The sequence below is a fragment of the Achromobacter sp. JCM 18799 genome, from assembly GCF_055395645.1.
On sequence record NZ_AP043866.1, the window covers coordinates 5,299,021 to 5,318,968 of the forward strand.

The 19,948-nt window shown below is 67.2% G+C and carries 20 protein-coding genes; 8 read left to right on the forward strand and 12 right to left on the reverse strand.

Annotation, left to right across the window (positions count from 1 at the left end):
• The first annotated feature begins 8 nt into the window (after positions 1–8).
• The 3 genes from prmC (at position 9) to ACZ5YA_RS25005 (ending at position 1,825) form a co-directional block, all read left to right on the forward strand.
• A complete protein-coding gene (gene prmC, locus ACZ5YA_RS24995; protein WP_118931679.1) occupies positions 9–833 on the forward strand; it encodes a peptide chain release factor N(5)-glutamine methyltransferase in 825 nt (274 codons plus the stop codon).
• 94 nt (positions 834–927) lie between these two features.
• On the forward strand, positions 928–1,254 hold the full coding sequence (grxD, locus tag ACZ5YA_RS25000; protein ID WP_042797530.1) for a Grx4 family monothiol glutaredoxin: 327 nt from the start codon (positions 928–930) through the stop codon (positions 1,252–1,254).
• Positions 1,255–1,261: 7 nt separating this feature from the next.
• Positions 1,262–1,825 (forward strand): UbiX family flavin prenyltransferase, encoded by a 564-nt coding sequence (locus ACZ5YA_RS25005; protein WP_054457626.1) that lies wholly within the window; start codon positions 1,262–1,264, stop codon positions 1,823–1,825.
• 72 nt (positions 1,826–1,897) lie between these two features.
• Here the strand turns inward: ACZ5YA_RS25005 and ACZ5YA_RS25010 are convergent, their stop codons facing one another.
• Genes ACZ5YA_RS25010 through ACZ5YA_RS25035 form a run of 6 tightly spaced genes read right to left on the reverse strand, consistent with a single transcriptional unit; the run spans position 1,898 to position 5,716 of the window.
• The gene (locus tag ACZ5YA_RS25010) at positions 1,898–2,938 is read right to left on the reverse strand and encodes a cyclase family protein (RefSeq protein WP_464091387.1); all 1,041 of its coding nucleotides are present in this window, start codon (positions 2,936–2,938) and stop codon (positions 1,898–1,900) included.
• A 5-nt stretch (positions 2,939–2,943) separates the two neighbouring features.
• A complete protein-coding gene (pcaD, locus tag ACZ5YA_RS25015; RefSeq protein WP_118931681.1) occupies positions 2,944–3,723 on the reverse strand; it encodes a 3-oxoadipate enol-lactonase in 780 nt (259 codons plus the stop codon).
• Between the two features lie 19 nt (positions 3,724–3,742).
• Positions 3,743–4,039, reverse strand: coding sequence for a YciI family protein (locus tag ACZ5YA_RS25020; protein WP_088143190.1), 297 nt, complete (start codon positions 4,037–4,039; stop codon positions 3,743–3,745).
• A 13-nt stretch (positions 4,040–4,052) separates the two neighbouring features.
• Positions 4,053–4,328 (reverse strand): muconolactone Delta-isomerase, encoded by a 276-nt coding sequence (gene catC, locus ACZ5YA_RS25025; RefSeq protein ID WP_042796227.1) that lies wholly within the window; start codon positions 4,326–4,328, stop codon positions 4,053–4,055.
• A 57-nt stretch (positions 4,329–4,385) separates the two neighbouring features.
• The gene (locus ACZ5YA_RS25030) at positions 4,386–5,030 is read right to left on the reverse strand and encodes a 3-oxoacid CoA-transferase subunit B (RefSeq protein WP_013396545.1); all 645 of its coding nucleotides are present in this window, start codon (positions 5,028–5,030) and stop codon (positions 4,386–4,388) included.
• A complete protein-coding gene (locus ACZ5YA_RS25035; protein ID WP_013396544.1) occupies positions 5,027–5,716 on the reverse strand; it encodes a 3-oxoacid CoA-transferase subunit A in 690 nt (229 codons plus the stop codon). Before ACZ5YA_RS25035 ends, ACZ5YA_RS25030 begins: the two co-directional genes overlap by 4 nt.
• A gap of 145 nt (positions 5,717–5,861) precedes the next feature.
• On the opposite strand from ACZ5YA_RS25035, the gene ACZ5YA_RS25040 reads away from it, so the two are divergent.
• Positions 5,862–6,644 carry an IclR family transcriptional regulator gene (locus ACZ5YA_RS25040; RefSeq protein WP_059378008.1) on the forward strand — a complete coding sequence of 261 codons (783 nt, stop codon included), beginning with the start codon at positions 5,862–5,864 and terminating at the stop codon, positions 6,642–6,644.
• Between the two features lie 47 nt (positions 6,645–6,691).
• Here the strand turns inward: ACZ5YA_RS25040 and ACZ5YA_RS25045 are convergent, their stop codons facing one another.
• The 4 genes from ACZ5YA_RS25045 to ppc all read right to left on the reverse strand — a co-directional run bounded on the left by ACZ5YA_RS25045 (position 6,692) and on the right by ppc (position 13,115).
• On the reverse strand, positions 6,692–7,420 hold the full coding sequence (locus ACZ5YA_RS25045; protein ID WP_054459427.1) for an SDR family NAD(P)-dependent oxidoreductase: 729 nt from the start codon (positions 7,418–7,420) through the stop codon (positions 6,692–6,694).
• Positions 7,421–7,451: 31 nt separating this feature from the next.
• Complete coding sequence (locus tag ACZ5YA_RS25050; RefSeq protein WP_118931682.1) at positions 7,452–8,792, reverse strand: short-chain fatty acid transporter; 1,341 nt, start codon at positions 8,790–8,792, stop codon at positions 7,452–7,454.
• A 179-nt stretch (positions 8,793–8,971) separates the two neighbouring features.
• The gene (locus tag ACZ5YA_RS25055) at positions 8,972–9,907 is read right to left on the reverse strand and encodes a 3-hydroxyacyl-CoA dehydrogenase family protein (protein WP_059378003.1); all 936 of its coding nucleotides are present in this window, start codon (positions 9,905–9,907) and stop codon (positions 8,972–8,974) included.
• 358 nt (positions 9,908–10,265) lie between these two features.
• Complete coding sequence (gene ppc / locus ACZ5YA_RS25060; protein WP_118931683.1) at positions 10,266–13,115, reverse strand: phosphoenolpyruvate carboxylase; 2,850 nt, start codon at positions 13,113–13,115, stop codon at positions 10,266–10,268.
• 223 nt (positions 13,116–13,338) lie between these two features.
• Here ppc and queC point away from each other — a divergent pair, with 223 nt between their 5' ends.
• Positions 13,339–14,058: a 7-cyano-7-deazaguanine synthase QueC gene (queC, locus tag ACZ5YA_RS25065; protein WP_118931684.1), complete on the forward strand. Its 720-nt coding sequence runs from the start codon at positions 13,339–13,341 to the stop codon at positions 14,056–14,058.
• Positions 14,059–14,091: 33 nt separating this feature from the next.
• On the opposite strand, the gene ACZ5YA_RS25070 is transcribed toward queC, so the two are convergent.
• Positions 14,092–15,282 (reverse strand): MFS transporter, encoded by a 1,191-nt coding sequence (locus ACZ5YA_RS25070; RefSeq protein WP_280015756.1) that lies wholly within the window; start codon positions 15,280–15,282, stop codon positions 14,092–14,094.
• Positions 15,279–15,824 (reverse strand): GNAT family N-acetyltransferase, encoded by a 546-nt coding sequence (locus ACZ5YA_RS25075; RefSeq protein WP_059377986.1) that lies wholly within the window; start codon positions 15,822–15,824, stop codon positions 15,279–15,281. The genes ACZ5YA_RS25070 and ACZ5YA_RS25075 overlap by 4 nt, the downstream gene beginning before the upstream one ends.
• Before the next feature lie 113 nt (positions 15,825–15,937).
• Here ACZ5YA_RS25075 and ACZ5YA_RS25080 point away from each other — a divergent pair, with 113 nt between their 5' ends.
• The 3 genes from ACZ5YA_RS25080 (at position 15,938) to ilvD (ending at position 19,684) form a co-directional block, all read left to right on the forward strand.
• The gene (locus tag ACZ5YA_RS25080) at positions 15,938–16,828 is read left to right on the forward strand and encodes a LysR family transcriptional regulator (RefSeq protein WP_059377982.1); all 891 of its coding nucleotides are present in this window, start codon (positions 15,938–15,940) and stop codon (positions 16,826–16,828) included.
• Between the two features lie 64 nt (positions 16,829–16,892).
• A complete protein-coding gene (locus ACZ5YA_RS25085; protein WP_059377979.1) occupies positions 16,893–17,708 on the forward strand; it encodes an AraC family transcriptional regulator in 816 nt (271 codons plus the stop codon).
• 107 nt (positions 17,709–17,815) lie between these two features.
• Positions 17,816–19,684, forward strand: a complete 1,869-nt coding sequence (gene ilvD, locus ACZ5YA_RS25090; protein WP_059377972.1) for a dihydroxy-acid dehydratase — start codon at positions 17,816–17,818, stop codon at positions 19,682–19,684.
• Positions 19,685–19,948 lie beyond the last annotated feature (264 nt).

A 19,948-nucleotide genomic window follows, 5' to 3' on the forward strand; every position in this document is an offset into this window, starting at 1 on the left:
GACCGGCCATGACGCCGCCCCAGCTGAAAAGCCTGCTGCTCGACGCCCGCCTGCCCCGCCTGGAGGTGCGCATGCTGCTGGAGCACGTGCTGGCCAAGCCGCGCGCCTGGCTGCTGGCGCACGATACCGATCCCTTGCTGCCCGAAACGGCCGCGGCCTACGAGGCCCTGGCCCAGCGGCGCCTGGCCGGGGAACCCATGGCCTATCTGCTGGGCCACCGCGAATTCATGGGCCACCGCTTCCGCGTGACCCCGGACGTGCTGATTCCGCGCCCGGACACCGAGGTGCTGGTGGAGACCGCGCTGGAATGCCTGGCCGGCCTGGCCGCGCCCGCGGTGCTGGATCTGGGCACCGGCAGCGGCGCGATCGCCATTTCGATTGCGCTGGCGCGCCGCGACGCCCGGGTGATGGCGTCCGACGTCAGCGCGGCCGCGCTGGCGGTCGCCGCCGGCAACGCCTGGGACCTGGCCGCCTCCGTGCGCCTGGTCGAAGGCAGTTGGTACGAGGCCGTGCCGGCCGGGGAGGGCTTCGACCTGATCGTGTCCAATCCGCCCTACGTGGCCTGCGACGACCCGCACCTGGACCAGGGCGACGTGCGTTTCGAGCCGCGCGGCGCGCTGACCGACGGCGCGGGCGGGCTGGAAGACCTGGCCCGCATCGTCCAGGGCGCCGGCCGCCACCTGAAACGGGGCGGCTCCCTGTGGCTGGAGCACGGTTGGGACCAGGCGCAGGCCGTGCGGGACCTGCTGGCCGCGGCCGGATTCCAGGACGTGCACAGCCGCCAGGACCTGGCCGGCATCGAGCGTATTTCCGGGGGGCGCCAGTCCGCCTGACCGCATTCCCGGCGGGACGCCCGGGGTATCCGGGCGGATTTTCCTGCTGTACCTATAATTGGCGTATTCCGTTATGCCTGTCCAAGAGACCACCATGAGCGACGTTCAAGAATTCATCCGCGAAACCGTGACCCAGCACCCCGTCGTGCTGTTCATGAAGGGCACCGCCCAGTTCCCGCAATGCGGCTTTTCCGGCAAGGCCATTCAGATCCTGAAGGGCTGTGGCGTGAAGAAGCTGGTCACCGTCAATGTGCTGGAGGACGACGAAGTCCGCCAGGGCATCAAGGAATTCTCCAACTGGCCCACGATTCCGCAGTTGTACGTGGCCGGTGAATTCATCGGCGGCTCGGACATCATGAACGAGATGAACGAGTCCGGCGAACTGAAGACGCTGCTGGACCAGTCCGGCGCAACGGCCTGATCAGCCCATGCGGCGATTGGTCATCGGCATCACGGGCGCCACGGGCTCCCTGTACGCCGTGCGCATGCTGCAGGCATTGCGCGGCGTGGACGATGTCGAAACGCATCTGGTGGTGTCGGCCTCGGGCGTGCTGAACATCAAGCACGAGCTGGACGTCAGCCGCCACGATGTCTATGCCCTGGCCGACCACGTGCACAGCGTGCGCGACGTGGGCGCCACGCTGGCCAGCGGCGCGTTCCAGACGGCCGGCATGGTGATCGTGCCGTGCTCCATGCGCACGCTGGCGGCGGTGGCCCATGGCCTGTCGGATAACCTGATCACCCGCGCCGCCGACGTCACCCTCAAGGAACGCCGGCGCCTGGTGATGATGGTGCGCGAGACGCCGTTCAATCTGGCGCATCTGCGCAACATGACGGCCGTCACCGAAATGGGCGGCATCGTGTTTCCGCCGCTGCCCGCGTTCTATCACCGGCCCGCCTCCATCGAAGAGATGGTGGACCACACCGTGGCGCGGGTATTGGAACTGTTCGATATCATCGTGCCCGGACCGCATTGGGAAGGCATGAAGTAGCGGTTGCTGCATGAAAAAGAGCTCCTGTCTGGAGCTCTTTTCATTTGCGCGATGGCGCTTGGTCGCGGACGACTACACCGTTGCGATCGGCGTGACCGGCGATCCAATGGCATGCGGCAGGCGCAGGGGCGGAGCGGTCAGCATGAAGTGGTGGCGGCCGTTGGCGTGCAGCCAGTCCGCCAGATCCTTCAGGTACCAGAGTTCCGCCAGCGGCAATCCCAGCTTGAACAGGCAATGGTGATGCAGCGGCAGCATGGCGCGCGGGCCGGTCTGCTCGCGCGCGGGGTAGGCTTCCACGGCGTAGTTGTCGGCGCAGATGGCGGCGATGCCGCTGTCCGTGATCCATTGCAGCAGCGCCTGGTCGGTGCCGTCCAGCGCGGCGCCGTAGGTGTGCAGCGTTTCGGCGTCGGGCTTGCCGTTCATGGCGACCACCGCTTCCGCGTAGCCGGTGCGCAGCACCAGCATGTCGCCGGCTTCGACGCTGATGCCGTCCGTCGCCAGCACATGCATCAGTTCGACGTGGCCGATCAGCGTGCGGCCGGGGCCGTAGTGGCGCAACAGGTCCACCAGCACGCCGCGGCCCTGCATGCCCTTCTGCGCCAGGTTTTCCACGCCCAGCTTCAGCGCCGCCGACGGGCCGCCGCTGTTGCAGCCGCAGCCGGTATGGTCGCCATCGGCCGGACCGATGACGTCCACGCCAGCCTGGTAGCCGTTGTAGTAGCGCAGTTCGGGCTTGCCGTCGCCGTCGGCGTCGAACAGGGCGCCCACGTGGGCCAGCGCGTCCCATTGCGTCGAATACTGCATCGACAGCAGCACCTGGTCATCGCTCAGCACGTCCACCGCGTCCGGGTTGACGTTGCGCAGCGGGAAGTTCAAGTACGGCGTGTCCGCCAGGCGCGTGGGGCTCAACTGCGGCGGATGGCGCCGCGGGTTGAGCACGTTGCCGCCGGGCAGGTCCAGCGGCAGCGACAGGCAGAAGGTCTTGCCCGCGCGGATCTCGCGTGCGCCCTTCAAGACCTGTTCTTCGGTGATGAGGTTCAGGCGGCCGAGTTGGTCGTCGGGTCCGAAGTCGCCCCAGTTGGAGCCTTCGGGCCGGTTTTTCCAGCGCTGCATGCCGCTTACCCCTTCAGGAAGTCGACGACCGTGCGGGTGAAGACTTCCGGTTGTTCCCAGTTCGAGATATGGGAGGTGTTCATTTCGAAGTAACGCGCGCCGGGAATGGCTGCGGCCAGTTCGCGGCCCTGGGCCGGGGTGGCGGCCAGGTCGTGCGTGCTGCTGATGACCAGCGTGGGCGCCTTGATCGAGGCCACCTGTTCGCGGAAGTCGGCGTCGCGCAGCGCGGCGCAGTTGCCCGAGTAGCCGGCGTCCGGCGTGCGGCGCAGCATGTCGATCAGCACCTGGGTCAGGCCCGGCTCGGCCGCGCGGTAGCTGTCGGTGAGCCAGCGTTCGACCAGCGTGGGCGCCATCTTTTCCAGGGTCTGCTCGGCGACCGCGGCGATGCGGGCGCTCCAGCCTTCGGCGGAGCCGATGCGCGCGGCGGTGTTGCAGAGGATCAGCTTGTCCAGCAGTTCGGGACGCGCGAGCGCCAGCCACAGGCCGGTGGGGCCGCCCATCGACAGGCCGCAGAAGTGCGCGCGCTTGATGTTCAGGTGCGCCAGCAGTTCGGCGACGTCGTTGCCCAGTTGTTCGAAGCTGTATTCGCCTTCGGGGATCGACGACTTGCCGTGGCCGCGGGTGTCGTAGCGCAGCACGCGGAAGTGCTTGCTGAGTTCGGGAATCTGGCGGGCCCACATGTCGGAGCAGGTGCCCAGCGAGTTGGAGAGCACGAGCACCGGCGCGTCGGCGGGGCCATCGATGACGTAGTACAGCCGTGCCTGGCTGAGATCGGCGTAAGACATGTGGGTTTATTCCTTGCGATTACAGATGGCAGACGCCGTCGACGTAGGCCTTGCGCCAGCGCGTGATGGTCACGCGCTCGAACAGGTCGGCCAGGGAGAACGGGTCGGCGTCGATGAACTGCTGCGCGGCTTCGCGCGTTTCCAGGGCCACGATGTACAGGCCGCCGCCGGCGTCCTTGCCGTCGTCCTGCAGCTTGGCGCCGCAGGCCAGCAGCAGCTGCTTGTTGGCGTCCAGGTATTCCAGGTGCGCGGCGCGATGCTGCTGGCGCACTTCCTGGTGGCCGGGCTTGTCGAAGGTTTCGATGATGTAGGGCATCAGCCGCTCCTGGTCAGATTGCCGAGGGGTGGCGCGCCAGCGCCGTGACGTTGATGTCCATGTACGGGAACAGCGGCAGCGAGGACAGCAGCGTGTGCAGTTCGTCGTTGCTTTCGACGTCGAAGATGCTGACGTTGGCGTAGCGGCCGGCCACGCGCCACAGGTTCTTCCATTTGCCGTCGCGTTGCAGCTGCTGCGCCAGGGCCTTTTCGTCGGCCTTCAGTTTGTCGGCGCGCTCGGCGGGCATGTCGACGGGAAGATTGACTTGCATTTGAACCATGAACAACATGATGACTCTCTCCAGGAATGCCGCTCCGGCGGAGCCGGAGCGCGGGATCATGAAAACTCAGCGGGAAAACTTCAGCGGCAGGCCGGTCAGGCGCAGCAGCTCGTCGGCGGTGGTGTCGCCGAACATGTCGATGACGGTCACGCCGTCGGCGCGGATGTCGAATACCGCCACGTCGGTGTACACGCGCGACACGCAGCGCACGCCGGTCAGCGGATAGGTGCAGGCCTCGACCAGCTTGCTCTGGCCTTCGCGGGTTTGCAGTTCCATCATCACGAAGACGTCCTTGGCGCCGATCGCCAGGTCCATCGCGCCGCCCACGGCGGGAATCGCGTCGGGCGCACCCGTATGCCAGTTGGCCAGGTCGCCGTGCTGCGACACCTGGAAGGCGCCCAGCACGCAGATGTCCAGGTGGCCGCCGCGCATCATCGCGAACGAGTCGGCGTGATGGAAGAACGAGCAGCCCGGAAGTTCGGTCACGGGCTGCTTGCCGGCGTTGATCAGGTCGTAGTCTTCCTCGCCCTTGGCGGGGGCGGGGCCCATGCCCAGCATGCCGTTTTCGGTGTGCAGGATGACTTCGCGGTCCGCCGGCAGATGGTTGGCGACGAGCGTGGGCAGGCCGATGCCCAGGTTCACGTAGGCGCCTTCAGGAATGTCCTGCGCCACGCGGGCGGCGATCTGGTCGCGGGTCAGTTTGGTGCTCATTGCTGCTCCTTGGCGGCCGGGGTGGCTGCGATCTGCACGACGCGTTTCACGAAGATGCCGGGGGTCACGACGGTTTCCGGGTCCAGCTCGCCCAGTTCAACCACCTCGCGCACCTGCGCCACGGCCACGCGCGCCGCGCTGGCCATGATGGGGCCGAAGTTGCGGGCGGTCTTGCGGTAGACCAGGTTGCCCCAGCGGTCGCCGCGTTCGGCCTTGATGAGCGCGTAGTCGGCGTGCAGCGGATACTCCAGCACATACTGGCGGCCGTTGATCTCGCGGATTTCCTTGCCGTCGGCCAGCGGCGTGCCGTAGCCGGTGGGCGTGAAGAATGCGCCGATGCCGGCGCCGGCGGCGCGGATGCGCTCGGCCAGGTTGCCCTGCGGCACCAGTTCCAGCTCGATCTTGCCGCTGCGGTACAGGCCGTCGAAGATCTGCGAATCCACCTGGCGCGGGAACGAGCAGATGATCTTGCGCACGCGGTTCGCGCCCAGCAGGGCGGCCAGGCCGGTGGTGCCGTTGCCGGCGTTGTTGTTGATGATGACCAGGTCCTTCGCGCCCTGCTCCAGCAGGGCGTCGATCAGTTCCATGGGCTGGCCGGCGGTGCCGAAGCCGCCGATCATGACGGTGGCGCCGTCGGGTACGTCCGCCAGGGCGGCCGCCGCGCTTGCAACAAGCTTAGAAATCATGATGTTTGCTCATAGGTGGCGTGTCATAATTTGTTCTTAATTAGAACTTTCGTTCTTCTGAAGAACATCGTTTCATGGGGACGAGCCGAGCGTCAAGGCGAGCCGGCGCGGCGTCATCCCCATTTACTCTTTTTGTGGTAGACGGATGGCCGAGCAAGATACCCAGCAACCCAGTGACAGCTACGTGCAGTCCTTCGCGCGCGGCTTGTCCGTGATCCGGGCCTTCGGCCCCGACCGTTCGCAAATGACCTTGTCCGAGGTTGCGGCGGTGACCGGGCTGACCCGCGCCGGCGCGCGCCGCATCCTGCTGACGCTGGAGCACCTGGGCTATGTCACCGTCGACGACCGCAAGTTTTCGCTGACCCCGCGCATCCTGGAGCTGGGCTACGCCTACCTGTCCGGCACGCCGCTGTGGAACCTGGCGTTGCCGTACATGGAAGAAGTGGCCGAGCAGACGCGGGAGTCGTGTTCCGTGTCGGTACTGGAAGGCGCGGACATCGTCTACATCCTGCGCCTGTCCACGCACAAGGTCATGACCATCAACCTGGCCGTGGGCAGCCGCCTGCCGGCCTGGGTGACGTCGATGGGCCGCGTGCTGCTGGCGGGCCTGACGGAGCCGGAGCTGGACCGGGTGCTGGCGCTGAGCCAGATCCAGTCCTACACCCCGCACACCATCACCGACATCGCGGAGTTGAAGCGGGTGCTGGCTGGCGTGCGCGCCGACGGCTACGCCTGCGTCGCGCAGGAGCTGGAGCCGGGGCTGCAGTCGGTGGCCGTGCCCATCATGGACCGCAGCGGCCGCGTGATCGCCGCGATGAACGTCAGCGGCCATGCCAACCGCTTTACGCGTGAGGAAATGCTGGCGGCGTTCCTGCCGCCCTTGCGCCGCGCGGCTGACCAGATCAACCACGCCCTGCTGCGCCGCTAGGCGGCGCAGGGGATGGAGGAGGGCGGCGGACAGGCGCATGGCGGGCCTCAGATGGGCGCGACGCCCAGCGTCGTGCCGCCGCAGACGTACAGCATCTGGCCGGTGACGAAGCCGTTGTCCGGCGACAGGAAGAACATCGCGGCGCGCGCCACGTCTTCGGGCGTGCCCAGGCGCTTGACCACGATGCTGTTGATGATGCGTTCGGTCTGCGGCGCGCCTGCCGGGTTGCTCTTGGTGAACAGGTCGGTGGCGATGGGGCCGGGACCGATGGCGTTGACGGTGATGCCGTCGCCGCCCAGCTCCATGGCCAGCGTGCGGGTCAGGCCCACCAGGCCGGCCTTGGTGGCCGAATAGACCACGCGGTCAGGCTTGCCCAGCGCGGCCCGCGACGACATGTTCACGATGCGGCCGAAGCCGGCTTCGCGCATGGCGGGCAGCGCCGCCTGCACCAGGATCAGCGCGGTGCGCAGATGCAGGTTGACCACGTAGTCCAGATCCGCCAGCGTGGCCGTGTCGGCCGTGCCGGGGCGGGTGGCGCCAGCGTTGTTGACCAGGCCCACGATGTTGTAGGCCGCGGTCACCTCGCGGGCGACTTCCTTGGTGCGCGCTTCGTCGGTCAGGTCGGCCTGATACGACACCAGTCCCGCGGGCGGATTCTCGGGCAGCTTGTAGTCGATGTTGACGACCTTGTGTCCCGCATCCAGCAGCATGCGGATGATCGCCGCCCCGATCCCGGCGCTGCCGCCGGTCACGAGATACGCAGTAGGTTTGCTCATATCGGTTCCGTTCCTAAAGTAAGCGCTTCGATCAGTGAGTGAGATAACCCCAGAGCAGGACCGCAGTGATGTGGATCACGCCGACCCACAGCATCATGATGACGGTATAGCCCATCACGTCGCGCAGCTTGAGCTTGGACAGCGCCAGCGCGGGCAGGATCCAGAAGGGCTGCACCAGGTCGTTCCAGGCATTGCCCAGCATGACGGCCATGGTGGTCTGGTTCAGCGCGCTGCCGATTTCCTTGGCGGCGTCGATCATGAACGGACCCTGGATGACCCAGTGGCCGCCGGCCGACGGCGCGAAGAAGTTGATGACGAACGAGCTGATCAGGCCCCAGAACGGCAGCGACTCGGGCGTGGCCACGTCGACGAACACTTGCGAGATCGTGGTGACCAGGCCAGAGGCGGCCATGATGGCCATGATGCCGGCATAGAAGGGGTATTGCAGGATGATGCCGGAGATCGTCTTGATGCCTTCGGTCAGCTTGGCCACGTAGGCGGCCGGCGTGCCCAGCAGGATGATGCCCAGGAACAGGATGATGAAGTTGATCAGGTTCAGGTCCAGCGAGCCGCCGTCCATGAAGTGGAAGGTCACGTAGGCGATGCCCAGCGCGCCGATCAGCAGGCTCAGGATGCGGCTGTTGTTCAGCTTGGAGGCGATGGTGCCTTTTTCCAGCATGTCTTCGGCGGCGTTGGACGTATTGGCGTCGCGGTCGATGGCCGGGTCCACTTCAACGATCTTCTCGCCCTTCTTGGGGTGCAGCCAGGCATTGAGCAGCGGCAGCGTCACGATGATCACCAGGCTGGTGATCAGCATCGGCACCGAGAAAATGGTCTCCGACAGCGGGATGGTGCCCATCTGCTTGGCGGTGGGGTGGTTGGGGGTGGCGACCAGCACGGGGATGCTGGCCGACAGGCCTAGGCCGTACATGGTGAAGCCGCTGTAGGCCGCGGCGATGATCAGGGGGTAGTGCACGCCCTTGACCTTCAAGGCCAGCTTCTTGGCGACGATGCCGCCGATGACCAGGCCGAAGCCCCAGTTCAGGTAGCTGCCGATGCCGCCGACCAGCGTTGCCACGATGATGGCGGTGTGCGGCTTGTGCACGTGGCTGACGATGCGGTTGAGCATGCGGTCGGTGAGCGGCGCGGTAGCCAGCACGTAGCCCATCGCCAGGATCACGGCCATCTGGGTCGTGAAGGCCAGCAGGCTCCAGAAGCCGTTGCCCCAGGCGCGCGTGATGTCGCCGATGCCCTTGCCCTCGACGCCCATGGCCAGCAGCACGGTAAGCAGGGTCAGCGCGATCGCGAAGACGAAGGGGTCGGGCAGATACTTGCGCATCAGCTCCGTAAAGAATGAAGCCAGTTTATTCATGATGCTTCCTACAAACTCCGGTCAGGCTGGTTTTCTTGCGTCTTGCGCCGCCCGGCGCCGGGTGTCGGCGGGGGCGGGTGGGACGATTGCTTTCTTTGTGTGGTTGGGCTTGTGGCCCGCTGGCGCTGGTGGCGGGATGCCCCGCGCCTTATGGTGTGAATGCTTTGCTTGCTCGTCCGTCAGGAGCCGCTGGCCTTGCCGTTGAGCCACTCAGCCAGTTCGCCCAGCGCGGCGCTTTTCTCGCGCAGCACGCGCTCGCGGCGTTCGGGGCTCCAGGTATAGAAGCCCTGGCCGCTCTTGGCGCCGATCTGGCCGCTTTCGACCTTGCTCTTCAGGAGTTCGGAGGGTTCGGTACGGTTTTCGAGGTCTTTGTAGAGATAGCTGGCGATCGCGTAGTGCACGTCGATGCCGTTCATGTCGCGTTGTTCCAGCGGTCCCGACAGGGCCAGGCGGATGCCCAGGCTCCACTTGACCACTTCGTCGATGTCCTCGGCGCTGGCCACGCCTTTCTCCAGCAGCGAGATGGCTTCTCGGGCCAGGGCGTGCTGGATGCGGTTGGCGATGAAGCCGGGGATGTCCTGGCGCACCAGCACCGGACGCTTGCCCGCGTAGCGCAGCGTGGCCATCACCCGGGCGACGGTGTCTTCAGACGTACCGTCGTTGCGCACCACTTCCACCAGCGGAATCACGTCCGCGGGCGTGAAGAAATGGGTGCCGACGAAACGGTCGCGGCGCACCACCGCGCTGGCGATGGCGTTGATGGACAGGCCGGAAGTGTTGGTGGCGAAGAGGGTGTGCGCGGGGCACAGGGAATCGAGCTTGGCGAAGATGCCGCGCTTGAGTTCCAGGTTTTCTGGCACGGCCTCGATCACCAGGTCGCTGTTGCAGGCTGCTTCCAGCCCGGGCGCGACTTGAATGCGCTGCATCGCTTCCTGGACGTTGCCCGGGGCGTACACATTCAGCTGGCGGTCTATGGTCTGCAGCGCGCGGTCCAGCGCGCCTTCCATCGGGTCGATCAGGACGACGTTCAAGCCCTTCGAGGCGAACAGCGCGGCGATGCCGCTGCCCATGGCGCCTGCGCCGACGATGGCGAGATTCTTGAGGGGAGTATCCATGATGGTTCGCTCGATGCTGACACGCCGGGCTTGCGGGCGGGCACGGGCGGAACCAGGGTGCTTTCTGTCTCTTCCGGGGTGCCTTCCTGTGCGCCTGGCCAGAAAAATCGTTTTGTTCTATATACGAACATTTGTGCGTATATAGAATTTCTGAAAGAGATAGTACTAAAAGTCGCGGGGGGCGGACAAATGGGGAATTTTTGGTGTCCGTCTGGTGGACGGCGGCGGACGGAAGCCACCGGCGGGAGTGAACGCGGTGGCTACGGCAGCAGGGGGCGGCAAGAGGGATGCCGCAAAGGAAGGGCGCGAAAGGGATGGGTGTCGCGGCGCGCGGCCCCATCCTCGGGAATGATCGGGCTCAGCCCGAGTTGCGCAGCCCCGCCGCAATCCCGTTGATGGTCAGGTGGATGGCGCGCTGCACACGCTTGTCCACTTCGGCCTCGGGATGCTTCTGCGCCGCGCGGTGGCGGCGGATCAGGTCGATCTGCAGGTAATTGAGCGGATCGATGTAGGCGAAGCGCTCGCGCAGCGAAGCCTGCAGCGTGGGATTGTCGGCCAGCAGTTCGCGCTGGGTCAGCAGCTTGAGCATGGCCAGCGTGCGGCCGTGCTCGGCGCTGATGGCGCCGAAGATGCGCTCGCGCACGCCGCGCTGCGGCACCAGCTGCGCGTAGCGCGCGGCGATCGCCAGGTCGGACTTGGCCAGCACCATTTCCATGTTGGACAGCAGCGTGCGGAAGGCGGGCCAGTCGCGCGCCATTTCGCGCAACTGGGCCAGGCGGCCGCGGCGCGAGCGGGGCGCGTCGGGGGCGCCGGTTTCCAGATAGGCCTCGATGGCCGAGCCCATGCCGTACCAGCCGGTCAGCATCAGGCGGCATTGCGCCCAGGAGAAGCCCCAGGGAATGGCGCGCAGGTCTTCGATGCGCTGGCCCTTCTTGCGCGAGGCGGGACGCGAGCCGATATTCAGGCCGGCGATTTCGCTGATGGGCGTGGCGGCGAAGAAGTAGTCGGCGAAGCGCGGGGTGTCGTAGACCAGGCCGCGGTAGGTGCGCTGCGCGGTTTCGGACATGAAGGACATGGCGGGGCCGTGCTGGGCCATGTGCGCGTCTTCGGCGCTGGTGGCTTCGGCGCGCGGCGCCAGGCTGGATTCCAGCGTGGCGGCGACCAGCAGTTCCAGGTGCCAGCGGCCGACCTCGGCGTCCTTGTACTTGCTCTGGATGACTTCGCCCTGTTCGGTCAGGCGGATCTGGCCGGCCACGGTGCCCGGGGGCTGCGCCAGGATGGCGTCGAAGCTGGAGCCGCCGCCGCGTCCGACCGAGCCGCCGCGGCCGTGGAACAGGCGCAGGCGCACGTTGCGGGCGGAGAACACGTCGACCAGCGCGCGTTCGGCCTGGTAGAGCGACCAGTTGGACGTGAGGAAGCCGCCGTCCTTGTTGCTGTCTGAATAGCCCAGCATGACCTCCTGCGCGCCGTTCTGCGCCAGCTTCACGCGCTGGCGGACTTCGGGCAGGTCCAGCCAGGCGGCCATGATCTCGGCGCCGCGCTGCAAGTCGGGAATGGTCTCGAACAGCGGCACCACCATCAGGCCGTCTTCGGGCTGGATCTCCTGGCCCGCGGGGGCGATGAGACCGGCTTCCTTCTGCAGCACCATCACTTCCAGCAGGTCGCTCAGGGTTTCGGTGTGCGACACGATGGTCTGGCGCACGGCCTGCTTGCCGTAGCGCGCGCGGCCGGCGGCGGCGGCGCGCAGCACGGCCAGTTCGCGCGTGGTGTCTTCGCTATAGGCGATCCAGGGCGAAGCCAGCGGACGCGCCTGCGCCAGTTCGGCGCGCAGCAGTTCGACGCGTTCTTCTTCGGTAAGCGCCAGGTAGTCCAGCGGCTTGCCGTCGCGCTGCGTGCCGGCGAGGGCGAACAGCTCGGCCAGCGCGCGCTCGTGCACGTCGGAACTCTGGCGCAGGTCCACCGTAGCCAGATGGAAGCCGAACACTTCCACGGCCTGCTGCAGGCCGGCCAGACGCAGCTTGGCGATGGGCGAGCCATGGTGGGCGGCCAGCGACGCGGCGATCACGGCCAGGTCGGCGGACAGTTCTTCCGGACCTTCGTAGGCGCTTGCTGCGACGGTGCTGCGGCGGGCCAGGTCCTGGCCCGTCAGGCGCTGCGCGGTGGCGGCCAGGCGGGCGTACACGCCGACCAGCGCGCGGCGGTAGGGCTCATCGCGGCGGTGCGGCGAATCGTCGCCGCTGGCGTCGGCCAGCGCCAGCAGTTCGGCATCCACGCCGATCAGCAAGGTGGTGACGGACAGCTCCGCGCCCAGCGCGTGGACCTCTTGCAGATAGTGCTCGAACAGCACGGTGGCCTGGCGCAGCAGCGCGCGTTCCAGGGTGCTGGCGTCGACGTTGGGGTTGCCGTCGCGGTCGCCGCCGATCCAGCTGCCCATGCGCAGGAAGGGCTCCAGCGGCGCGGGCGGAGCGGCGAAGGGCTTGGCGGATTCGCGGCTCAGCAGCTTGGACAGGTCGCCGTACACGCGGGGAATGACTTGCAGGAAGGTGCTGCGGTAGTACGACAGCGCGTTCTCGATTTCGTCGGCCACCGTGAGGCGCGTGTAGCGCAGCATGCGGGTCTGCCACAGCGTGGCGACGCGGCCGAGCAGGGAGGCATCCAGGTCGGCCAGCTCTTCCGGCGTCAGCGTGCCTTCGCGCTGCGTCAGCGCGCTGGCGATCTCGCGGTGCACGTCCAGCGTGCTCTTGCGCTGCACTTCGGTGGGGTGCGCGGTCAGCACCGGCATCACGCAGGCCTCGGCCAACAGGCGGCGGATGCGGGCCACGCCCACGCCCTGGCGGCCCAGGGTCTGCACGGCGTCGCGCAGGCTGCCGCGCTCGGGCGCGCCGCTGGCGATGGCGCGGGCGCGCTGGCGGCGGTTCTGGTCGCGGTCTTCGGCGATATTGGAAAGGTGCAGGAAGTAGCTGAAGGCGCGCGCCACCGAGTTGGGGTCGCTGCCTTGCAGGCGCTTGACGCGTTGCTCCAGCAATTTGCCGTCGGCGTCGTTGCCTTCGCGGCGGAACTTCACGGCCGTGCGGCGCAGGGTTTCGATGGTGTCGAAGACGCGTTTGCCCTCACATTCCTCGATGACGGTGCCCAGTAATCGGCCTAATAGCCGGATATCGTGACGCAAGGGTTCTGCTGAATCGGACTGCGGGCGCATGGCATTCATCTGGCGGGGATCCGTCGAGGCTGCTGAGAGAGGGGGAAGGGGTGGGAAAGAAGAGGCGTTGCAGGTAAACCGGGAAAAAGAACCAGGAAGATTTTACGCAGACTTTTTACGCCAGCCGCCGGCGTCGGTTTAAAGTCCGCCAGCAGCATGTTTACACTAAAGGCAGGCCGTCACCTGTGCGTACAAGCCTTCAGTCCCTTCGTCTTTCCAGAAGCCCCCATTTATGCAAAATCATCAACGTCGCGCGCTCGTGCTGTTTTCGGGTGGCCAGGATTCCACTACCTGCCTGGCCTGGGCGCTGGACCGCTATGCCCATGTGGAAACCGTGGCGTTCGATTACGGGCAGCGCCATCACATCGAACTGACAGCGCGGCTGAACGTGCTGCGCGAGATCCGCAGCAACTTCCCTGACTGGGCGCCGCGCCTGGGCGAGGACCACCTGCTGGACCTGAAGGTGCTGGGCCAGGTGGGCGACACCGCCATGACCAGCGACCGCGCCATCGAGATGCAGGCCAACGGCCTGCCCAACACGTTCGTGCCTGGGCGCAACCTGCTGTTCCTGACGCTGGCCGCCGCGCTGGGCTACCGGCGCCAGCTGGACGTGCTGGTGGGCGGCATGTGCGAAACCGATTTCTCTGGCTATCCCGACTGCCGCGACGACACCATCAAGGCGCAGCAGGTGGCGCTGGGCCTGGGACTGGGCTCGCGGATCACGATCGAGACGCCGCTGATGTGGATCGACAAGTCCGAGACCTGGGCGCTGGCGCATCAGCTGGGCGGCGACGCGCTGGTGGAAACCATCGTCGAGGAAAGCCACACCTGCTACCTGGGCGAGCGCGGCGCGCGCCATGACTGGGGCTACGGTTGCGGCGAGTGTCCCGCCTGCAAGCTGCGCAAGATCGGTTGGGAAAAATGGGTGGTGGCTTCCGCCGCCGAAGGCTGAAACGCCGGCCGCCGCCATCGCGCGGCGGGCGCTTCAGGCAAGTGCCGCGCGCGTCCTGGCGATGAACTTCCACCTTAGCGCGAACGCCGCCGCACCGATAGCCGCGGCCAGGCCCAGCGACAGCGCCATCGCGCCGCGCGCGCCGTAGCTGTCCACGATGTAGGCATAGGCGACCGGCGAGGCGGCGGTGAGCAGGAAGCTGGGGATCAGCAAGGAACCTACCAGCGTGCCATAGCTGCGGAAGTCGAAGAGCGCCAGCGGCAGGGTGCCGCGGGTAATGGTCAAGAGGCCGTTACAGGCGCCATAAAGCAGCGCGTAGGCGGCGGTGGCATAGAGGTTGCCGCCGGACAGCAGCGCCAGCAGGAAACACAGGGGCAGCATCGCGCCGACCGCCAGGGTCAAGGTCAGCGGATGCAGGCGCGAGCCCAACGCCACATCGGCCAGACGGGCCGCGAACTGGCCGACGCCCCACAGGGCCGCGACGCTTACCGCGGCGGCCGCGGCCAAGCCCAGGCCCGACAGCAATGAAATCAGATGGGCCGCGTTGCCCGCCGCCAGGAAGTTGGTCAGCATGGCGACCAGCGCGTACAGCGCGCCCGCCAGGCGGCGCTCGGCGGCGTTGCGGGTGAGGCCGGCGGGCGCCTTGTCCTTGCTGCCGGGCGCCGCGGCATAGCGTTCGCGCGGCAGCGCCAGGTAAAGCGGCACCGTGGCCAGCGCCAGACCGGCATAGGCCAACGCCGCGCCGCGCCAGCCCAGCCAGCCCGACAGCGCATGACCTACCGGCCACATCACCGTGGACGCCAGTCCGCCAAACAGCGTGATCTGCGACATGGGCCGCCGCGCCGACGGTCCGGCCGCGCGCGCCAGCGAGGCGAAAGCCGCGTCGTACAGGCTCAGCCGCATGCCGATGCCCAGCACGGCCCAGGACAGGAAGTACCAAGGGATGGCGTGCGCGATCGACAGGCCCGCGCAGCCCAGCGCGCCCAGTACCGCGCCCAGCGGCATGACGCGATGTCCGCCCCAGCGGTCCACGGCCATGCCGGCCAGCGGCGACACCAGGGCCATCACCACGATGGCCGCCGAAAAGCCGCCGTAGACGGTGGCGGCGTTCCAGCCCAGGTCGGCGGCCATGGCGGGTCCCAGGGCGCCGATCAGGTAGTACGTCACGCCCCAGCCGACCAGTTGCGTCAGCCCCAGGCAGACGATGGCGCGCGGCGCAATCACGGCCGTTGCGGCGGCGTGTTGTCGCCTTCGCCCAGCGCGCGCTGCATCAGCACCGTGTCGCGCCATTCGCCGTGCTTATGCCCCACCGAACGCAGGGTGCCGGCGGGATGGAAGCCCTGGCTGGCGTGCAGCGCGAGCGACGCGGCGTTGCGGCTGTCGCCCACCACGGCCAGCATCTGGCGCCAGCCGGCGGCGGTGCAGCGTTCGATCAGCGCGGCCAGCAGCTTGCCGCCGATGCCCAGTCCGGAGCGGCCCGCCTTCACGTACACCGAATCTTCGACCGTGTGGCGGTAGGCCGGGCGCGGGCGGTAAGGCGTGACGTAGGCGTAACCCACGACCTCGCCGTTGATCTCGGCCACCAGATAGGGCATTTCCTTTTCCAGTACGGCGCCGCGGCGCTGGCGCATTTCCTGGATGGACGGCGGCTCCAGCTCGAACGAGGCCGTGCCGTGCAGCACGTGGTGGGCGTAGATGGTCTTGATGGCGGGAAGGTCGGCTTCCGCGCTGTCGCGGATGAGGACGGTGGGAGCGGGGGACGACATGGGCGGGCCGTGAGCAGGAAAGAAAAATAGAAGCCGCCAGTGTCGCGCAAGCTTATTTATTAATAAAGCTTTGGTCCATTATGATTTGTATAAGTAAAACTTTGGATTGAGCGATGCGCGGTCTCAACCTGGATCACCTGCGCACCTTTGCGCAGGTGATCGAACTGGGCAGTTTTTCCGCCGCCGCGGAGCGGGGCGGCGTGACGCAGCCCGCCGTCAGCCTGCAAATCCGCCAGTTGGAGCGGCGCTTCGGCATGAAGCTGGTGGAACGCATCGGCCGCCGCGCCGGGCCGACAGCGGCAGGGCTGGAGCTGCTGTCGCACGTGCGCGTCATCGACGCGGCGCTGGCGCAGGCCGAACTTGCCATGACCGCGCATGCGTCGCAGGTGTCCGGCCGGGTCCGGCTGGGCACGGGCGCTACCGCCTGCACCTATCTGCTGCCGCCTATCCTGGCGGATCTGCGGCGGCGCTTTCCGGCATTGGACATCGTGGCCAGCACCGGCAATACGGCGGACATGCTGCGCGGGCTGGAGAACAACACGCTCGATATCGGCCTGGTCACCTTGCCCGCGCCGGGACGCATGTTCCAGGTCACGCCGGTGCTGGATGACGAGTTCGTGGCGATCTTTCCCGCCGGCGATGCTGCCGCCATTCCCGCGGCCGCCACGCCGCAGGCGCTGGCGCAGTTGCCGCTGGTGCTGTTCGAACCGGGCGCGCGCACCCGCCGCCTGGTGGACGATTGGTTCGAGGACGCCGGGCTGGCCGCCAAGCCCGTGATGGAGCTGGGCAGCACCGAAGCCATGAAGGAGATCGTCGCCGCCGGCCTGGGCTGCGCGATCCTGCCCAGGCTGGCGGTGTCGGGCGCGGGCCGGCGCCAGGCGCTGGAGGTGCGCTCGCTGGCGCCGCGCCTGTCGCGCAGCCTGGCCATCGTGCTGCGGCGGGACAAACCGCTCAGCCGGGGGTTGCGGCATCTGCAGGAGTCGCTGCTGGCGTTGCGTGGATGAATCCGAGGACGTGGGTACACTGGCGCAGACCATTCCACGCCACTTGAATCGCAATCATCGCAAAATGGACAAGCCTGCTGCCCGCAAGCCCTACAAGCCCGCAGAGCTGGACCTGTTTCCCTATGAGTCCTCGCGGCGTCCGGTGGCCGGGCTGGCAGTGGATTACGAAGACGGCCATCGCGTCCGCCGGCACCGCCACCGCCGCGCCCAATTGCTCTATGCGATCTCCGGCGTGATGGTGGTGGATACCGACGCCGGGATCTGGGTGGTGCCGCCCACGCGCGGCGTCTGGGTGCCGGCCTGGGTATCGCACGGCCTGCGCATGAGCGGCGAGCCGCGCATGCGCACCGTGTTCGTCGAGCCCGGCGCGGCCGCGCACCTACCGTCCAGCTGCTGCGTGTTGTCGATTTCCCCCCTGTTGCGGGAGCTGATGGTCGCGGCCGCCGAGGTGCCGCTGGACTGGGCGCCCGACACGCGCGACGGCCGGCTGATGATGCTGCTGCTGGATGAATTGCGCCAGGAGCCGGTGCTGCCGCTGCATCTGCCGCAGCCCGCCGAGCCCCGCCTGGCGCGCATCTGCCGGGCCATCGTGCGCCACCCGGAACGCCAGGACGGCGCGGCCGATTGGGCGCGCGCGCTGGGGGTGGACCCGAAGACTGTGCACCGCCTGTTCCTGCGGCATACGGGCATGACTTTCGGCCGCTGGCGCCAGCAGGCGCGGCTCCTGGCGGCGATGGAGCGGCTGGCGCGCGGCGAGCGCGTGCTGGAGGTGGCGCTGGACCTGGGCTACGAAAGCCCCAGCGCCTTCGCGGCCATGTTCCGCAAGGCCGTGGGCGAGCCGCCCAGCGCCTTTGCGGCCCGTGGCATGGCGTCCGCCTGATGGCCGCGGCCGCGGCCCGGGGGCGGCCAGCGGGCGGGCGCGGCCCGAACCAGCGTATTATTTAACGTTTTGCCGCCTACGCTAACAGCTACAGCCAGAGACAAACCATGCCGCACTACCGCTCCCGCACCTCGACCCACGGCCGCAACATGGCCGGCGCCCGCGCCTTGTGGCGCGCCACCGGCATGAAGGACGGCGACTTCGGCAAGCCGATCATCGCGGTAGTGAACTCGTTCACGCAGTTCGTGCCGGGCCACGTGCACCTGCGCGACCTGGGCGCACTGGTCGCCAAGGAAATCGAGGCCGCAGGCGGCGTCGCCAAGGAATTCAACACCATCGCCGTGGACGACGGCATCGCGATGGGCCACGGCGGCATGCTGTATTCGCTGCCCTCGCGCGAACTGATCGCCGACTCGGTCGAATATATGGTCAACGCGCATTGCGCCGACGCCATGGTCTGCATCTCGAACTGCGACAAGATCACCCCGGGGATGCTGATGGCCGCGATGCGCCTGAACATCCCGGTCGTGTTCGTGTCGGGCGGTCCGATGGAAGCGGGCAAGGTCAAGTCGCCCACCGATGGCAAGGTCATCGCCAAGATCGACCTGATCGACGCCATGATCAAGGCCGCCGACCCCAAGGTGTCGGATGCCGAAGTGGCCGAAGTCGAACGCAGCGCCTGCCCGACCTGCGGCTCCTGTTCCGGCATGTTCACCGCCAACTCGATGAACTGTCTGACCGAGGCCATCGGCCTGGCGCTGCCGGGCAACGGCACCATCGTCGCCACGCACGCCTGGCGCAAGGGGCTGTTCGAACAGGCCGGCCGCCTGGTGGTGGACCTGTGCCGCCGCTACTACCAGGAAGAAGACGAGTCGGTCCTGCCGCGCAGCATCGCCACCAAGAGCGCGTTCCAGAACGCGATGGCGTTGGACGTGGCCATGGGCGGCTCGACCAACACCGTGCTGCACTTGCTGGCCGCGGCGCAGGAAGCGGGCGTGGACTTCACCATGGCCGACATCGACCGCATTTCGCGCAAGGTGCCCTGCCTGTGCAAGGCGGCGCCCGCCACCGACAAGTACCACATCGAAGACGTGCACCGCGCTGGCGGCATCCTGGGCATCCTGGGTGAACTGGCGCGCGCGGACCTGCTGGACCTGTCCTGCGGCAACGTGCACAGCGGCACGCTGGGCAACGCAATCAAGCAATGGGACGTGGCCGGCGGCGCTGGCGAAGAGGCGCAGAAGTTCTACCGTGCGGCTCCGGGCGGCATTCCGACCACGGTGGCGTTCAGCCAGGACGCAACCTTCCTGACGCTGGATACCGACCGCAAGACGGGCTGCATCCGCAGCAAGGAAAGCGCCTATTCCAAGGATGGCGGCCTGGCCGTGCTGTACGGCAATCTGGCTGAAAAGGGCTGCATCGTCAAGACGGCGGGCGTGGACGAGTCGCAATGGGTCTTCACCGGCCGCGCGCGCGTCTTCGAAAGCCAGGACGATGCGGTGGAAGGCATCCTGGGCGACCAGATCGTTCCGGGCGACGTGGTGGTGATCCGCTATGAAGGCCCGAAGGGCGGTCCGGGCATGCAGGAAATGCTGTATCCGACGTCGTACCTGAAGTCCAAGGGCCTGGGCAAGACTTGCGCGCTGTTCACGGATGGCCGTTTCTCGGGCGGTTCGTCGGGTCTGGTGATCGGCCATGCTTCGCCGGAAGCGGCGGAAGGCGGCACGATCGGCCTGGTGGAAGAGGGTGACGTGATCGAGATCGATATCCCGAACCGCAAGATGCATCTGGCGGTGTCCGACGAGGAACTGGCGCGCCGCCGGGCGGCCATGGATGCTCGTGCTGACGGCTGGGAGCCGGTCGGCCGCGAACGTGTCGTGTCGCAGGCGCTGCAGGCGTATGCGGCGTTGGCGACTTCGGCGGATCGCGGGGCTGTGCGGGATTTGTCGCAGCTGAAGCAGAAGGGCAAGCGTTGATTTTGCTTGCTGGTGGATAAGAGGGCGGCGCTTTTTAGCGCCGCTTTTTTTTGGTCGTTTGGTGAGTGCTGGTTGGTGTTGACGCCGTGTGGGTGCCGGTGTGGGTGCCGGCGCCGACGGGCTACTTGAGTCTTGACTTGTGGCGCTGCTGCATCCGTGGTCGGGGGCGGGGCTTTTGGTGCCCGTCATTATTGGCCGCGCGGGCGGCCAATAATGACATACGTGATTTCTTTCATTTCTATTGTGTTCGCTGGCGCGAATGCC

Bases quoted from the DNA above. Each gene is read 5' to 3' on its own strand.
- ACZ5YA_RS25050 (WP_118931682.1), bottom strand. From the start codon at position 8,792: ATGAATAAACTGGCTTCATTCTTTACGGAGCTGATGCGCAAGTATCTG.
- ilvD (WP_059377972.1), top strand. From the start codon at position 17,816: ATGCCGCACTACCGCTCCCGCACCTCGACCCACGGCCGCAACATGGCC.
- queC (WP_118931684.1), top strand. From the start codon at position 13,339: ATGCAAAATCATCAACGTCGCGCGCTCGTGCTGTTTTCGGGTGGCCAG.
- ACZ5YA_RS25035 (WP_013396544.1), bottom strand. From the start codon at position 5,716: ATGATTTCTAAGCTTGTTGCAAGCGCGGCGGCCGCCCTGGCGGACGTA.
- ACZ5YA_RS25030 (WP_013396545.1), bottom strand. From the start codon at position 5,030: ATGAGCACCAAACTGACCCGCGACCAGATCGCCGCCCGCGTGGCGCAG.
- catC (WP_042796227.1), bottom strand. From the start codon at position 4,328: ATGTTGTTCATGGTTCAAATGCAAGTCAATCTTCCCGTCGACATGCCC.
- pcaD (WP_118931681.1), bottom strand. From the start codon at position 3,723: ATGTCTTACGCCGATCTCAGCCAGGCACGGCTGTACTACGTCATCGAT.
- ACZ5YA_RS25045 (WP_054459427.1), bottom strand. From the start codon at position 7,420: ATGAGCAAACCTACTGCGTATCTCGTGACCGGCGGCAGCGCCGGGATC.
- ppc (WP_118931683.1), bottom strand. From the start codon at position 13,115: ATGAATGCCATGCGCCCGCAGTCCGATTCAGCAGAACCCTTGCGTCAC.
- ACZ5YA_RS25020 (WP_088143190.1), bottom strand. From the start codon at position 4,039: ATGCCCTACATCATCGAAACCTTCGACAAGCCCGGCCACCAGGAAGTG.
- prmC (WP_118931679.1), top strand. From the start codon at position 9: ATGACGCCGCCCCAGCTGAAAAGCCTGCTGCTCGACGCCCGCCTGCCC.
- ACZ5YA_RS25040 (WP_059378008.1), top strand. From the start codon at position 5,862: ATGGCCGAGCAAGATACCCAGCAACCCAGTGACAGCTACGTGCAGTCC.
- ACZ5YA_RS25075 (WP_059377986.1), bottom strand. From the start codon at position 15,824: ATGTCGTCCCCCGCTCCCACCGTCCTCATCCGCGACAGCGCGGAAGCC.
- ACZ5YA_RS25055 (WP_059378003.1), bottom strand. From the start codon at position 9,907: ATGGATACTCCCCTCAAGAATCTCGCCATCGTCGGCGCAGGCGCCATG.
- ACZ5YA_RS25010 (WP_464091387.1), bottom strand. From the start codon at position 2,938: ATGCAGCGCTGGAAAAACCGGCCCGAAGGCTCCAACTGGGGCGACTTC.
- grxD (WP_042797530.1), top strand. From the start codon at position 928: ATGAGCGACGTTCAAGAATTCATCCGCGAAACCGTGACCCAGCACCCC.
- ACZ5YA_RS25085 (WP_059377979.1), top strand. From the start codon at position 16,893: ATGGACAAGCCTGCTGCCCGCAAGCCCTACAAGCCCGCAGAGCTGGAC.
- ACZ5YA_RS25005 (WP_054457626.1), top strand. From the start codon at position 1,262: ATGCGGCGATTGGTCATCGGCATCACGGGCGCCACGGGCTCCCTGTAC.
- ACZ5YA_RS25080 (WP_059377982.1), top strand. From the start codon at position 15,938: ATGCGCGGTCTCAACCTGGATCACCTGCGCACCTTTGCGCAGGTGATC.